The sequence below is a fragment of the Streptomyces sichuanensis genome (assembly GCF_020328095.1).
GTDB classification, from domain to species: Bacteria; Actinomycetota; Actinomycetes; order Streptomycetales; family Streptomycetaceae; genus Streptomyces; species Streptomyces cinnamoneus.
This window is the reverse complement of record NZ_JAIXMK010000002.1, coordinates 20672-34734: the sequence shown is the minus strand read 5'-3', so window position 1 is coordinate 34734 and position 14063 is coordinate 20672. Positions and strand designations below refer to the sequence as shown.

Annotated in this window: 9 protein-coding genes; 6 read left to right on the top strand and 3 right to left on the bottom strand. The window is 73.9% G+C overall.

Annotated elements, in window-relative coordinates; translation table 11 throughout:
* Positions 1-127 precede the first annotated feature (127 nt).
* On the top strand, positions 128-961 hold the full coding sequence (gene fdhD / locus LE181_RS01385; protein WP_225659015.1) for a formate dehydrogenase accessory sulfurtransferase FdhD: 834 nt from the start codon (positions 128-130) through the stop codon (positions 959-961).
* 18 nt (positions 962-979) lie between these two features.
* Here fdhD and LE181_RS01380 read toward each other — a convergent pair whose 3' ends face one another.
* Both LE181_RS01380 and LE181_RS01375 read right to left on the bottom strand, forming a co-directional pair.
* The gene (locus LE181_RS01380) at positions 980-3691 is read right to left on the bottom strand and encodes a GTPase-associated protein 1-related protein (protein ID WP_225659014.1); all 2712 of its coding nucleotides are present in this window, start codon (positions 3689-3691) and stop codon (positions 980-982) included.
* 1457 nt (positions 3692-5148) lie between these two features.
* Positions 5149-5619: a MarR family winged helix-turn-helix transcriptional regulator gene (locus LE181_RS01375; protein ID WP_225659013.1), complete on the bottom strand. Its 471-nt coding sequence runs from the start codon at positions 5617-5619 to the stop codon at positions 5149-5151.
* A 150-nt stretch (positions 5620-5769) separates the two neighbouring features.
* On the opposite strand from LE181_RS01375, the gene LE181_RS01370 reads away from it, so the two are divergent.
* On the top strand, positions 5770-6702 hold the full coding sequence (locus LE181_RS01370) for a quinone oxidoreductase family protein (protein ID WP_225659012.1): 933 nt from the start codon (positions 5770-5772) through the stop codon (positions 6700-6702).
* A gap of 293 nt (positions 6703-6995) precedes the next feature.
* A complete protein-coding gene (locus LE181_RS01365; RefSeq protein ID WP_225659011.1) occupies positions 6996-8888 on the top strand; it encodes a sialidase family protein in 1893 nt (630 codons plus the stop codon).
* 67 nt (positions 8889-8955) lie between these two features.
* Here LE181_RS01365 and LE181_RS01360 read toward each other — a convergent pair whose 3' ends face one another.
* Entirely contained in the window at positions 8956-10008 is a 1053-nt protein-coding gene (locus LE181_RS01360; protein ID WP_225659010.1) for a bile acid:sodium symporter family protein, read from the bottom strand.
* 100 nt (positions 10009-10108) lie between these two features.
* On the opposite strand from LE181_RS01360, the gene LE181_RS01355 reads away from it, so the two are divergent.
* From LE181_RS01355 to LE181_RS01345, 3 genes are all read left to right on the top strand, one after another.
* Positions 10109-11044 (top strand): LysR family transcriptional regulator, encoded by a 936-nt coding sequence (locus LE181_RS01355; protein ID WP_225659069.1) that lies wholly within the window; start codon positions 10109-10111, stop codon positions 11042-11044.
* A gap of 179 nt (positions 11045-11223) precedes the next feature.
* Positions 11224-13050, top strand: coding sequence for an AMP-dependent synthetase/ligase (locus tag LE181_RS01350; RefSeq protein WP_225659009.1), 1827 nt, complete (start codon positions 11224-11226; stop codon positions 13048-13050).
* A gap of 128 nt (positions 13051-13178) precedes the next feature.
* Positions 13179-14021, top strand: coding sequence for an aldo/keto reductase (locus LE181_RS01345; protein ID WP_225659008.1), 843 nt, complete (start codon positions 13179-13181; stop codon positions 14019-14021).
* The last annotated feature ends 42 nt before the right edge of the window (positions 14022-14063 follow it).

Sequence of the window (14063 nt, the reverse complement as noted above, 5' to 3'; positions counted from 1 at the left end):
GGGCTGCGGGGGGGCGGGCCGACGAGGGGCCGGGCTGGCCTGCCCCGGCCCGCCGCCACAGCGCCCGGCGGGCACCCGCCACAATGAACCGTCCACCGCCGGCCACCGACCACAGGACTGATCGAACATGGGACGGGTCACCGAACGCCGCCGCGTCGTCCGCATCCGGGACGGGGCCGTCTCCTCCCGCCCCGACACGCTCGTGGCCGAGGAGCCGCTGGAGATCCGGCTGAACGGCAAGCCGCTGGCCATCACCATGCGCACCCCGGGCGACGACTTCGCGCTGGCGGCCGGCTTCCTCGTCAGCGAGGGCGTGCTCGGCGGCCGCGAGGAGCTGGCGAACATCGTCTACTGCGCCGGCGCCACCGACGACGGTTCGAACACGTACAACGTCGTCGACGTGCGCCTCGCGCCCGGCGTCCCCGTCCCCGACATCACCCTCGAACGCAACGTCTACACCACCTCCTCCTGCGGCCTGTGCGGCAAGGCGAGCCTGGACGCCGTGCGGACCACAGCCCGGTGGCCCGTCGACGACGGCCCGTCACCGGTGCGCCTCACGCCGGAGCTCCTCGCCGCACTGCCCGGCAGGCTGCGCGAGGCGCAGCGCGTCTTCGACCGCACCGGCGGCCTGCACGCGGCGGCGCTGTTCTCCCCGGACGGCGAGCTGCTGGACGTCCGCGAGGACGTGGGCCGGCACAACGCCGTCGACAAGCTCGTGGGCCGCGCCCTGCAGCAGGGACTGCTGCCGCTTGCGGGAGCCGTGCTGCTGGTGTCCGGGCGGGCGTCGTTCGAGCTGGCGCAGAAGGCCGTCATGGCGGGCATCCCCGTGCTGGCCGCCGTCTCGGCACCGTCGTCGCTGGCCGTCGACCTGGCCGCGGAGACGGGGATGACGCTGATCGGCTTCCTGCGGGGGACGTCGATGAACGTCTACGCGGGAGAGGAACGCGTCGTCACCGGCTGAGCCCTCCGCGGGGCGGTGCTACGACCGGCCGTGCTTGCAGCCTCCGGGCCGGCCGCGCCAGCGGCCGCTGAGTCTGCCGAGCACGCCGAACCTGTCCCACTCGTGGAACATCTCCGCCCACGGGCCGCCGACCTGTCGCAGGCAACGGCGGATCTCCTCGATGTCCTCGGTGGACATGCGGCGCACCTGCGGTCGCAGCACCGACGCCAGGAGGTCGGTGCGGATCTCGTCCCACAGCTCGCTCACGTCGGGGGCGGTGTGCCAGGCGACGAAGCAGACGGCGGCGTACGTCGGCATGCGGCGCACCTGCCCGGCCACCGCGTCGCCGCGCGCCTCCCGGGCGTACGTGTGCAGAAGGAACCGGTCGTCCGAGTGGATGAGGTCCGGCAGCTCTCCGGGGGCGGGAGGCGGGTCCAGGCACAGCAGCCGCTGGGCGAGGGAGACGCTCAGCCGCCGCTCGATGCCGGGTTCCAGCGGGGCGGCCTGGCGGCGCAGGCCGACGATGCGGGCCGTGTAGCCGGGCAGGGCCTCATCGCTCTCCAGGTCGCCGGCCAGTTCGAGGAGGAGCAGCGCGGCCCGCTGCCGGGGCGTCAGCTCGCCCCCGCTGACCAGGGCGCTCTTCAGCAGGGACTTCGCGAGGCCGGGGGCCACGGGGTCGTCGTGCGCACTCTCCAGGGCGGCGTGCACGAACGGCTGGGCGAGGCCCGCCGCGTGGTGCGAACCCGCCGGGATGGCGGCCAGCAGGGCCACGGCCTCGGTGGAAAGGAGCGGCTCCTCGCCCCAGACGAGGCGGTACGCCGTGCGCAGGACGGACGGGGCGTCCTGGTGCTCGGGGTCGGCCGCCCTGATGAGCGCGTACAGGCGGTCGGGACGGTCGGGGGGCTCGGGGGCGTCGGGGTGCCCGGTCGAGCCGCTGCGGGGGGTGTCGTGACGGCCGGTGGAGTGGCGGCCGGTGGGGTGGCGACCCGTCTCGGGGCCGCCCGAGTGGTGGCCGCCCGAGTCGACATGGCCGGTGGCGTGGCGTCCGGTGTCCGCGTCCCGGCCGTCGGTCCGGCCGCCGTCCGGGCTGAGCTCCCGGCTGCCGTCCCGGCCGCCGTCGCCGTACCCCTCCTCGTCCTCGTCCTCGTCGGGTGCATCGTCGAAGTCGGCGTCCGCGTCGTCGCCCGGGCCGTAGTCGTAGCCGTAGTCGTAGCCCCGGCCGTAGCTGTAGTCGACGAACGGCACGGAGTCGGCGGCCATGGCGGCGGCGACCCGCAGGTGCGGGCGGCCGGTGAGGTCGGCGCCGGGGAGCTCGGCGGCGAGGAGGCGGGCGATGGGGCGGGGGTCGTCCGTGGCGGCGGTGCGGTCGAGCGCGTCGAGCACCGAGGTCCGCAGCGCCGGATGCGCGTCGAGGGCCGCCCGTACGACCTTGCGGTCCGGGGACGCGTCGTCCAGGAGGGCGGCGGTCAGGCGGGCGGTGAGGACGGGCATGACGCCGCTGCGGTCGACCCGGAGGGCCTCGGCGAGGCGAAGGAGGGTGAGGAACCGCACCAGCGGGGTCGAGGGGGCCTCGGCGGCGCGTTCCAGCTCCCGTTGCAGGTCGCGCTTGAGGGGGGCCACGGCCGTCCGGGACGTGGGCGCGCCGAGCTGCTGGGCGAGTGCGGCGAGGACCGTCCACTCCTCGGGGGTACGGTCGGTGCCGCCGGCGGCCAGGGTCGCGAGCAACCGGCTGCGGGCCGGGGTGTCGAGGGTGTCGCGCGTCGCGTGGTCACGGACCCAGCGACCGGCCGCCGTACGTCCGTTCGAGTCGAGGGGGATTCCTTCGCGGGCAGCGAGCGCGGCGAGGTGATCGGCTTCCTCGTCCGCGTCGCGGCCCAGGACGGGGCCGTGGCGGCGGGTGGCCTCGGCGAACAGCACGGGGTGCCCGGCGAGCCAGATGCGGGCGGCGACGGCGGCCCACGGGTCCCGTTCGGCGCGGGCGGGGCTGGACGTTCCGCCGGTGCAGTCGTGGATGCGGTAGCGGTGCTGGGCGGCGGCGGAGGCGTAGTCGAAGTCGGCGTCGGGGAGGACGCCGACGATCTGCTGCCGGGCGAGCATGGGGCGGCGGGTGTAGGTGGTGAACGTCAGCCGGTCGGCGAGCTCGCGCGGCATGACCGCGCTGGCGATGGCGACCCAGTACGCGATGTGGGCGCTGTCCCGCTCGATGACGAGCAGCTGGGGGGCGTCGGGGGTGCGGAACAGGGTCCGTACGTCCGCGAGGAAGGCTTCGAGGCGGTCGACGCGGGCGTGGACGAAGTCGAGCAGACCCTTCTTGTCGATGCGGCGGGCCGGCGTGAGCGCGGCGAGCGGCTGCGGAGAGCCGCCGTCGGGTGTCCGGTCGGCCCAGGAGGGCGACTCCCACGCCTCGATGGGCAGCAGACCGCCGGGCAGCCCGCCGCCCTCGGGCAGCCGTACGGCGTGGGCGTGGAAGTTCCCGTGGCGGCCGCCACGGCCGGGGCCGGTGCGGATGGTGCGGCACAGCAGGCGGCTGCCGTCGGAGAGCCGGTTGTGACTGAACGCGACCGGGAACCCGGCGAGTTCCTCCGTCGACGGGCAGTCGGGGGCGTCGGAGGGCGGCTCGTAGCCGATCACCTGCTCCGCCTCCCCCAGCAGGGTGATGGGCAGTTCGGGGCTCGCGGCGGTGAAACGGAAGCCCGAGCTGTCCGGACCCGTGATGGCGGTGGAGGTGTAGTGCAGCTGCTGCAGGTTCACGCGACACCCCGTCTCGCCTTGTTCTTCTGCTGCTCTGCTCGCCTTGCGTTTGTTGCTGCCTTTGCCGGCCGTGCTGCCTTTGCCGGCCGTGCTGCCGTTGCCGGCTGTGCTGCCGTTGCCGGTTGGGCTGGCTGTACTGGCTGTCCTGCCTTTGTCGGCTGTGCAGCCTGTGCTGCTCTGCTCACCTTGCCTGATGGCCTTGCGACTTGCCTGTCTTACCCCGCCTTGCTTGTGTTGCGCCTTGCTGGCCTTGCTTGTGTTGCGCCTTGCTGGCCTTGCCTACCGTGCCTGCCTGGCGGACCTTGCGGGCCTTGCTGGCGCGGCGGACCTTGCCTGCCTGGCCCTGCCCGCCTTGCGCGCCTTGCCTGCCTACCTTGGGCTGCCTTGCTTGCCTGCCTTACCTGTGTTGCACCCTGCCTGCCTTGCCTACCGTGCCTGCCCGCCTGACCCTGCCCGCCTCGCCAGCGTGCCTTACCTGTGTTGCACCCTGCCTGCCTTGCCTACCGTGCCTGCCCGCCTGACCCTGCCCGCCTCGCCAGCGTGCCTTACCTGTGTTGCACCCTGCCTGCCTTGCCTACCGTGCCTGCCCGCCTGACCCTGCCCGCCTCGCCAGCGTGCCTTACCTGTGTTGCACCCTGCCTGCCTTGCCTACCGCCTGGCCTTGCCTGCCCTGCGCGCCTTGCCTGCCTTGCCTACGTTGCCCGGTCCGGGGCCGGGCTGCCTGCCGTGGCTGCCCGGCCGGGGGCAGCCTTGCGTGCCTGATCAGGCCGGCCTGCCCAGCCCGGGTCGGCCTGACCCGGCTCGGGCCACCGGGCCGGCTGCGCCTGCCGACCTGGCTGGCCCGACCAGCCCGGCCCCACCCGCCTGGCCCGGGTCGAGCCGGCCTGGCTTGGCCTGCCCGGCCCGGGTCGGCCCGACCTGGCTGCCTGCACCGGGCGCGGGCTGACCCACCCGGGGGGTGGCCCGGGTCGGCCCGCCCGGCCCTCGCTGCCGGCCTGGTCACCCCGACCGGCGTTCCTGCCCTGAGTCGGCGTGGCTGCCGACCCGACCTGCCGCCCGACCCGCCGGGCCGGCCACGCCTGCCCGACCTACCGGGGCCCGGCCTGCCCGGCCGACTCGCCTGCCCGGCTGCCGGGGCCGGCGGCCCGGCGCCGGGCCGCCGCACCCGCAGGCCCGGCTCCCGGCAGGAACCGGCTCCCGGCAGGAACGGGCTTCCGGCCTGGTCGGCCATCCGCCTTGCTCGACTCGCCTTACCTTGCTCGACCACTGCCACGACTCGCCGCGGCGACTCGCCGCCGGGGGCGGTTCGTCCGTGTCTCTTTTCGCACTCTTGCCCTGTGTACGGCCATTGGGGCCCGACGGACGGCCGCCACGCCCCCGTTTCCCCACCTTGGCCCCACTTGCGGGTGACATCCCACCAGATCCGGCGCGTCGCCGCCCGGGCTTTCGGCGGAAGTTCAGTCGTCGTCCTCGACCACGCGGGTGAGGAGGGCGAGGAAGAGTTCACGCTCGGCGGGCGAGAGCGCGGCGAGGAGCGTCTCGTTCGCCTCGTCGCCCAGCTTCGCGAGGCGCGCGAGGCGGCGGCGGCCCGCGGGGGTGAGGTTGATGGCGTTCTTGCGCCGGTCCGCGGGGTCGGGGGCGCGGGTGATGAGCTCCTGGGCCTGCAGGTCGTTGAGGATGCCGACCATGTCCTTGGGGTCGAAACCGGTGGTGCGGCCGAGCTCGGCCTGGGCGACGGGCCCGAGGTCGGCGACGGCGGAGAGCACCGCGTGATGCGGCATGCGCATGCCGTCCCGCGCGAGCGCCTCGGTCACGAGGCGGCGGCCGCGCGCCGAGGCGCGGTTGAGCAGCCAGCTGGGGAGGGTGCGAACGTGGGCGAGCGCGGGCTCGTCGGCGGCAGGGGCGGCGGCGGGGGCGTTTCGCGTCATGCAAGGAGCGTACCCAGAAACCATTGGACTTCCCAACGAAGTCGGGTACCGTAGGCATCACCAACGTTGGGGCTGCCAATGAATTTCGCGGCAGCGGCACGCCCCGGACGTTGTGGTGATGTCCGTTGTCCCAGGTGGAGGTGTGTGCGCATGCGTCGCGTTCGGTATTTCGAGTACGGCGGCCCCGAGGTCCTGCGTGTCGAGGAGACCGACGTGCCCAGCCCGGGGCCGGGCCAACTTCTGGTGCGGACGGAGGCGATCGGTGTCACGTTGCCGGTCGTCCGCAAGATCCGCGCGGGCGGGCTGCCCCTGCCCGCCGGCGTCGGTGGCGAGGTGGCGGGGGAGATCGTCGCGGTCGGACCGGACGTGACCGGCTTCGCGGTCGGCGAGCGGGTCACCGGGCTGTGCTTCGGCGACGCATACGCGGACTACGCCCTCCTCGACACCGTCATGGCATCGCCGGTCCCCTCCGGTGCGAGCTCCGTGGATGCGGTGGCGCTGGTGCGGTGCGGCCTCGTCGCCCTCGGGGCGTACGAGGCTGCACGACCGGCCGAGGGCGAGTCCGTACTCGTCACGGCTGCGGCCGGCGGGTCCGGTCACCTGGCCGTTCAGCTGGCCAAGGCACGGGGTGCGAGCCGGGTGGTGGCGGCGGTCGGCTCGAAGGCCAAGGCCGGGTTCGTCCGGTCGCTCGGAGCGGACGAGGTCGTGACGTACGGGGACGCGTCCTGGGGAGAGCCGGTGGACATCGTGCTCGACGCCGTCGGCGGCGAGCTGCTCTCCCCCGCCCTCGCCGCGCTCGCGCCGGGAGGGCGGCTGGTGGCCTACAGCTCCGGGGGCGGGACCATCGAGGCGTACGACCTGCTGGTGGGCGCGAAAGCCGCCATCGGCTTCCAGATGGCGCTGATAGCCCGCGGGCGGCCCCAGCTGATGGAGCAGTGGCGGCAGGAGCTGTGGGCGCTGTTCGAGGCGGGGAAGGTGCGGCCGCGGGTGCACGCCGAACTGCCGCTGGAGGACGCAGCGAAGGCACACGAGATCATCGAGGCCCGCGCCAACGAGGGCAAGGTGATCCTGCGACCCATGTGAACGCTCGGGCCCACGGTCCTTGAGAGGTGAAGGCCCGCCCCGTACGGTGGCGCACCGGACACGTGGGGCCTTCGAGGGCCCTGACGCGAAAGGGCCTGCCCATGGCGGCGCATCCTTCCACCGGTTCTCGCCCTTCCACCGGTTCGTACTCCTCCACCGGTGACCGGCCATCCGACTCCTGCCACTCCCCCGCGCCGGCGCACCGGACACCGACGCGCTGGACGTCGCCGCTTCTCGCCACGCTGCTCGCACTGCTCGCGCTACTCCCCGTGTCGCTCCCTATGTCGCTCCCGATGGCGTTCCCCGTGGCGCTGCCGGCGCCGCTCCCGGGGCCCGTCGCCTGGGCCGCGGATGCCCCGGGCCGCGGAGCGGGGGCCGGAGCCCCGCCCGGCAGGGCGGGGGCAGGGGGCGGGTTCGAGGAGCAGGTTCTGTTCAAGGCGGGCCGGGAACCGGGACACGACTACGCCTGCTATCGCATCCCGGCCCTGGTCACCACCACCCACGGCACCCTCCTCGCCTTCGCCGAGGGGAGAAAGGACAACTGCGGTGATGCCACCGACATCGACATCGTGCTCAAACGCTCCACCGACGGCGGCCGCAGCTGGGAGCCGCTTCGGGTCGTCGATCCGGGCCACGGCGACACCCACGGCAACCCCGCGCCCGTCGTGGACCGCCGCACCGGCCGGATCGTGCTGGCCTCCACCTACAACGAGGGCCGCAATGACGCCGGGAACTGCGACGTGCCCTGCGACCGCACCCCCCATATGCAGTACAGCGACGACGACGGCCGCAGCTGGTCGTCCCCGCGGGACCTGACGGCGGCGCTCCGGCCGCCCGGCTGGAACTCCTGGTACGCGACCGGTCCGGGGCACGGGATCCAGCTCGCCCGGGGGCCGCACCGCGGCCGTCTGGTCGTCGGCCTCAACGCCGAGAGCCACGACGGTGCCCGCACCACCGCCAACCATGCGGCGCTCGCCCTGAGCGACGACGGCGGGGCGCACTGGAGGCTGGGCGCGGTGGACACGTACCGGATCGGAGCCGGCCGCACCTACCGGCAGAAGCCCTCCGAGCTGACCCTGGCCGAGCGCGCCGACGGCACGGTCTACGTCAACGGGCGCGAGCAGGACGGCACGGACCTCGGCAACCGCGACGACGCCGTCAGCCGGGATGGCGGTGCGGGCTTCACGGCGCCCTTCCGGGCGCTGCCCGGCCTCTACAGTCCGATGGTGCAGGGTGCGGTGGTGGCGTTGCGGCCCGGGCGGTGGCTGTTCTCGGCGCCCGCGGACCCCGACCGGCGCCGGACGCTGACGATCCGTTCCTCCTACGACGAAGGGCGCAGCTGGCAGAGCGCCGAGCGGGGCAGGCGGGTCACGGGCGACTGGTCCGGTTACTCCGACATGGCGGTCGTCGGGCGGGGCGCGGCCGGGCTGCTGTACGAGGCCGGTACGTCCGACGCCCGGCAGGAGATGCGCTTCGCCCGGTTCACCGAGGAGTGGCTGGGTCCCCGCCGGGGGCCTGATCCGACGACTCCGGACCGGGTGCCGGGCAGCCGGGGGGCGCATGTACTGGGCGGTGCGCGGCTGGTCGGCGGGCGGTTCGGCGGTGGCCTCCGCTTCGACGGTGCGGACGACGCCGTGCGGCTGCCGTACCGGGCCTCGCTGCCGTTGGGGGCGCGGGACTTCACGGCGGCGCTGTGGTTCCGCTACGGGGGCGCCGCCGCCGGTGGGGAGCAGCCGTTCCTGTGGATGGGAGGGGTCGGCGGAGCCCCGCAGGTCGCGCTGCGCGGGGAGCCGCGGGCGGGGCGGGTCACCGGTCAGGTGACGGCGCTGGCCGAGGGGCCGGGGCCGTCACGGACGGCCACGGTCCGGTCGGCGGGTGCGTACCACGACGGTCGATGGCACCACCTGGCCCTGCGCCGCACGGGTGGACGGCTGACGCTGACGGTGGACGGCGTCTCCACCACCGTCCGCGACGTACCGGGGACGGTGAGCCGGAACTCGACGTTCGGGGTGCACCTCGCCCAGAAGCCGGACGGGCGCGCCTTCCTGGCGGGGGATCTGGACGAGGTCCGGGTGTACGGCCGGGCGCTGACGGACGGCGAGCTGAATGCGCTACGGGCGTCGAACGCGCCACCGGCCGGCCGCGAACGCCTGGTGCTCTGGCTGCCGCTGGACCGCCACGGCTGAGCCCCGGGGCTGCCGCCCGCCACCGACTGCCGTTCACCGGCGCCGGCCCCATGGCCCGGGGGGGGCGCTACGGCCGGTCACCGAGCTCGACCCGTCGTTCGCCCGGGCTGCCTGTGGGCTGGTGTCGAACGCCCGGGACGTGGGCCGTTTGGCCGTAGTGCTTGGCCAGGACGGCGCCGGCCATCAGCTGCAGTTGGTGGAAGAGCATCAGGGGCAGGGCGGCCAGGCCCGCGTGCGCACCGAAGAGGACGGTGGCCATGGGCAGGCCGCCGGAGAGGCTCTTCTTCGATCCGGCGAAGGTGATGGCGATCCGGTCCTCGCGGTCGAAGCCCAGGCGGCGCGTGCCGCGGCTCGTCAGCGTGAGCATCGTCGCGAGCAGGGCGGCCTCCACCGCCAGCAGGGCGAGCAGCCGGCCGGGGGTCACCTCGTGCCAGACGCCACCGACGACGCCCGCGCTGAACGCCCCGTAGACCACGACCAGGATCGAGCCGCGGTCGGCGTAGCCCAGCACCCGGCCGTGCCGCAGGAGGAAGCCGCCGATCCAGCGGCGCAGCAGTTGTCCGGCCAGGAACGGCACCAGCAGGCGCAGCGCCACCGACAGCAGCGGGCCGGGCCCGATGCCTCCGGTGCTGCCGCCCAGCAGCACGGCCGCGAGCAGGGGGGTGAGGAGAATGCCGACGAGGCTGGAGAGGGAGCCCGCGCAGATGGCGGCCGCCACGTTGCCGCGCGCGATCGAGGTGTAGGCGATCGACGACTGGACGGTGGAGGGCACGAGGCACAGGAACAGCAGCCCGGTGTAGAGCTCGGGCGTCAGGACGTACGGGACGAGGGGGCGGGCGGCGAGGCCGAGCAGCGGGAAGACGGCGAACGTGCAGAGGAGGACCGTCAGGTGCAGTCGCCAGTGCCGCAGCCCGTCGAGGGCCTCGCGGGTGGGGAGCCGGGCCCCGTAGAGGAAGAACAGCAGTGCGATCGCGCCCGTGGAGGCGTGCTCCGCGGCGGTGGCGCCCCGGCCGTGCGCGGGCAGGAGCGTTGCCAGCAGCACGGTGGCGAGGAGCGCGGCTATGTAGGGGTCGAGGGGGAGCCGGGCGGCGGCGCGGCGGAGGAGGGGCGGACGATCCATGTCTCCAGCCTGTCGCCGGCCCGCCCCATCGGGAACCCCGTTCACCGCTCTGACTGTCATCACGAATAGTGATGACCACTAGGCTGCGTGCGTGCCCGAGATGTTCGACCCGACGCAGTTGCGGACATTCCTGACCGTCTCGCAGACCCTGAGCTTCACCCAGGCGGCCCAGCGCCTGGGCCTGCGGCAGTCGACGGTCAGTCAGCAGGTGCGGCGGCTGGAGGAGGCGGCGGGACGGCAGCTGTTCGCCCGCGACACGCACGGCGTGACGCTCACCGAGGACGGTGAGGCGATGCTCGGCTTCGCCCGGACGATCCTGGAGGCCAACGAGCGGGCGGCGCACTGGTTCGCGGGCACGCGGCTGCGCGGCCGGCTGCGCTTCGGGGCGTCCGAGGACTTCGTCCTCACCCGGCTCCCCGAGATCCTGGCGGCCTTCCGGCGCGATCACCCCGAGGTGGACCTGGAGTTGACCGTCGACCTCTCCGGTCCGCTCCAGGAGCAGCTGGCGGCCGGGCGCCTGGATCTCGTGCTCGTCAAGCGGCACCCCGGCCGGGGTCCCGGGGACGCCCGTGGGGGCCGGCTCGTCTGGCGCGACCGGCTGGTATGGACCGGCAGCGAGCGGACGCGGCTGGACGCGCACCGACCGGTGCCGCTCGTCGTCTTCCCGCCGCCGGCGGTCACCCGGGCCCGCGCCCTGGAGGTGCTGGAGCGGCACGGCAGGCCCTGGCGGGTGACGTGCACCAGCGGCAGCCTCAGCGGCCTGGTGGCCGCGGCCGGCGCCGGTCTGGGTGTGATGGCGCACGCGGAGGGCATGATCCCGCCGGGGCTCGTCCGGCTCCCGGCCCGCGCCGGGCTCCCCGACCTCGGTGAGGTCGACGTCGTCCTGCTGCACGGCGCCGGGACGGAGGCGGCCGGTCCCTCCGGCGCGCCCGGCCGGTCCGGCGCGCCCGGCGGCGGTGCCGAGGCGCTCGCCGACGCGATCCTCGCCGCGGGTGACCGGCTGCACCCCTCCGCCCCGGGCACCACGCCCGGCTGACGCCCCGTCGACGCCCGACGACCCGTTTGTGAACGCCTCGGAGAGGTATCGGAGAGATTCCGTGCAGATCCGGTCCGTACCCGTCCATCAGACGAGACGGGCTTGGTCGAAGGGGTTCGCGCCGGGACGGGATCGGGTACGGTCACGGCGCTGTGCGGAGCGTCGCGAGGAGCGAGAGGTTGCGCGAGTTCACCGTCCCTTCCCTGGTGACGGCGGCCCCCGTCGGAGGACTGGCGGACGTGGTGTTCGACCATGCCGCCGACGCCCCCGACAGAGTCGCGCTCGGCCGCCGGACGGACGACGGCCGGTGGCACGACGTGACCGCGGGCACGTTCCGGGACGAGGTCCTCGCCCTGGCCAAGGGCCTGATCGCGCAGGGCGTCCGGTTCGGCGACCGGGTCGCCATCATGTCCCGCACACGCTACGAGTGGACGCTGTTCGACTTCGCGCTGTGGTGCATAGGCGCCCAGCCCGTGCCCCTGTACCCGACGTCCTCCACCGAGCAGGTCTTCCGCATGCTGCACGACGCGGACGTCTCGGCCTGCGTCGTCGAGCACGAGGACCACGCGATGACCATCGGTTCGGTCATCGACCGGCTGCCGCGCCTGGCCCGCCTCTGGCAGCTGGACGCCGGCGCCCTCGCCGAACTCACCGAGGCCGGGAAGCGCGTCGCGGACGAGGTCGTGCACCGCCACCGCCGGGCACTCACCCCCCGGTCACCGGCCACCGTCATCTACACCTCGGGCACCACCGGCCGCCCCCGCGGCTGTGTGCTCACCCACGCCAACTTCATGGCCGAGGCCGACAACGTCCTCCGCCGCTACGAACAGGTCTTCCGCTCCCGCCCCGGCGACGAGGCGTCCACTCTGCTCTTCCTCCCCCTGGCCCACGTCTTCGGCCGCATGGTGCAGGTCGCGGCGGTGCGCGGCCGGGTCAAACTGGGCCACCAGCCGCAGCTCTCCGCCGCCGCACTCCTGCCCGACCTGCTGGCGTTCCGGCCGACGTTCGTCCTCGCCGTCCCGTACGTCTTCGAGGGGCTGTTCGCCTCGGCCCGCCGTTCCGCCGAGCGGGAGGGCAAGGGCCGCCCGTTCGAGAAGGCGGTGGAGGTGGCGGTGCGCTACGCGCAGGCGCTGGAGGACCGGGCCTTCGGCACGGGTCCCGGCCCCGGCACCGCGCTGCGCGTCCAGCACCAGGTCTTCGACAAGCTCGTCTACGCGCGGATCCGTGAGGCGCTCGGCGGCCGGGTGCGGCACGCGATGTCGGGCGGCTCGGCGATGGAGCGGCAGCTGGGGCTGTTCTTCGCGGGCGCGGGCGTCACCATCTTCGAGGGGTACGGGCTGACGGAGACCACCGGTGCCGCCACGGCCAATCCGCCCGAGCGCACCCGCTTCGGCACGGTGGGCCGGCCCGTTCCCGGCACGAGCGTGCACATCGCCGACGACGGCGAGATATGGGTGGCCGGGGGCCAGGTCTTCGCCGGCTACCTGGGCGACCGGCGGGCCACGGACGCCGTGCTGCGGGGTGGCTGGCTCGCCACCGGCGACGTGGGCGAGCTGGACGAGGACGGCTATCTGACGATCACCGGGCGGAAGAAGGAGATCCTGGTGACCTCCGGCGGCAAGAGCGTCCCGCCGCAGCCCCTGGAGGAGCGGGTGCGCAGCCATCCGCTCGTCGCCCAGTGCATCGTGGTCGGCAACGACCGGCCGTACGTCGCCGCGCTCGTGACCCTCGACCAGGAGGCGGTGGCCCACTGGCTGGCCCTGCGCGAGCGCCCCGTACCGCCGCCGGCCGAGCTGGTGCGCGATCCGGAGCTGGAGGCCGAGATCAGACGCGCCGTGGTGGCGGCCAACACCCTCGTGTCCCAGGCCGAGTCGATCCGTACGTTCCGCATCCTCGCCGGGCGGTTCACCGAGGAGCAGGGGCTCCTGACCCCTACGCTCAAGCTCAAGCGGAAGGCGATCGAGAAGACCTACGCCACCGAGGTCGATGCCCTGTACGCCAAGTAGGTGCAGGTCGGGCGGGTCTTCCGATCGCCACCCCGAAAAAATGCGTGTACCGGGAATGCAATCCGGAATGCGCTGGTTGACCTTGGGGCAACCGCTGACCGACCGACGGACGTAAGGATCGATCACCCGTGAGCCAGGTCCCCACCCTCACCCTCAACAACGGCCTCCGGATGCCGCAGCTCGGCTTCGGCGTGTGGCAGGTCCCGGACGACGAGGCCACCACCGTCGTCGGCGCCGCGCTCGAAGCGGGATACCGCAGCATCGACACGGCCGCGATCTACGACAACGAGACGGGCACGGGCAAGGCCCTCGCCGCCTCGGGCATCCCCCGCGAGGAGCTGTTCGTCACCACCAAGCTGTGGAACAGCGCCGCCGAGACGTGGACGCGCGAGAGCGTGCTGCGCGAGTTCGACGCCTCGCTGGCCAGGCTCGGCCTGGACTACGTCGACCTCTACCTCATCCACTGGCCCCGGGCCATGCGCGACGACTACCTGACCATCGTCCGCACCTTCGCGGAGATCGCCGACAGCGGCCGGGCGAAGGCCGTCGGCGTCTCGAACTTCCAGCCCGCCGAGCTGGAGCGGGTCATGGCCGAGACCCCGGTCGTACCGGCGGTCAACCAGGTCGAGCTGCACCCCAACTTCGCGCAGGCCGAACTGCGCGCCCTGCACGCCCGGCACGGCATCGTCACCGAGGCGTGGTCCCCGCTGGGCCAGGGCCGGGGCCTGCTGCAGGACCCGACGCTCGCCCGCATCGCCGCCAAGCACGGCAAGTCGCCGGCGCAGGTCGTCCTGCGGTGGCACATCCAGCTGGGCAACGTGGCCATCCCGAAGTCGGCGACGCCCTCCCGCATCCGCGAGAACTTCGACGTCTTCGGCTTCGTACTGGACGACGACGACCTCGCGGCGATCAACGGGCTCGACAACGGCACCCGGCTGGGCCCGGACCCGGCCGAGTTCGACTACAGCTGAGAGCCCTCCACCGGCCCCGGGGCGCGCCGGCCCTGACGCACC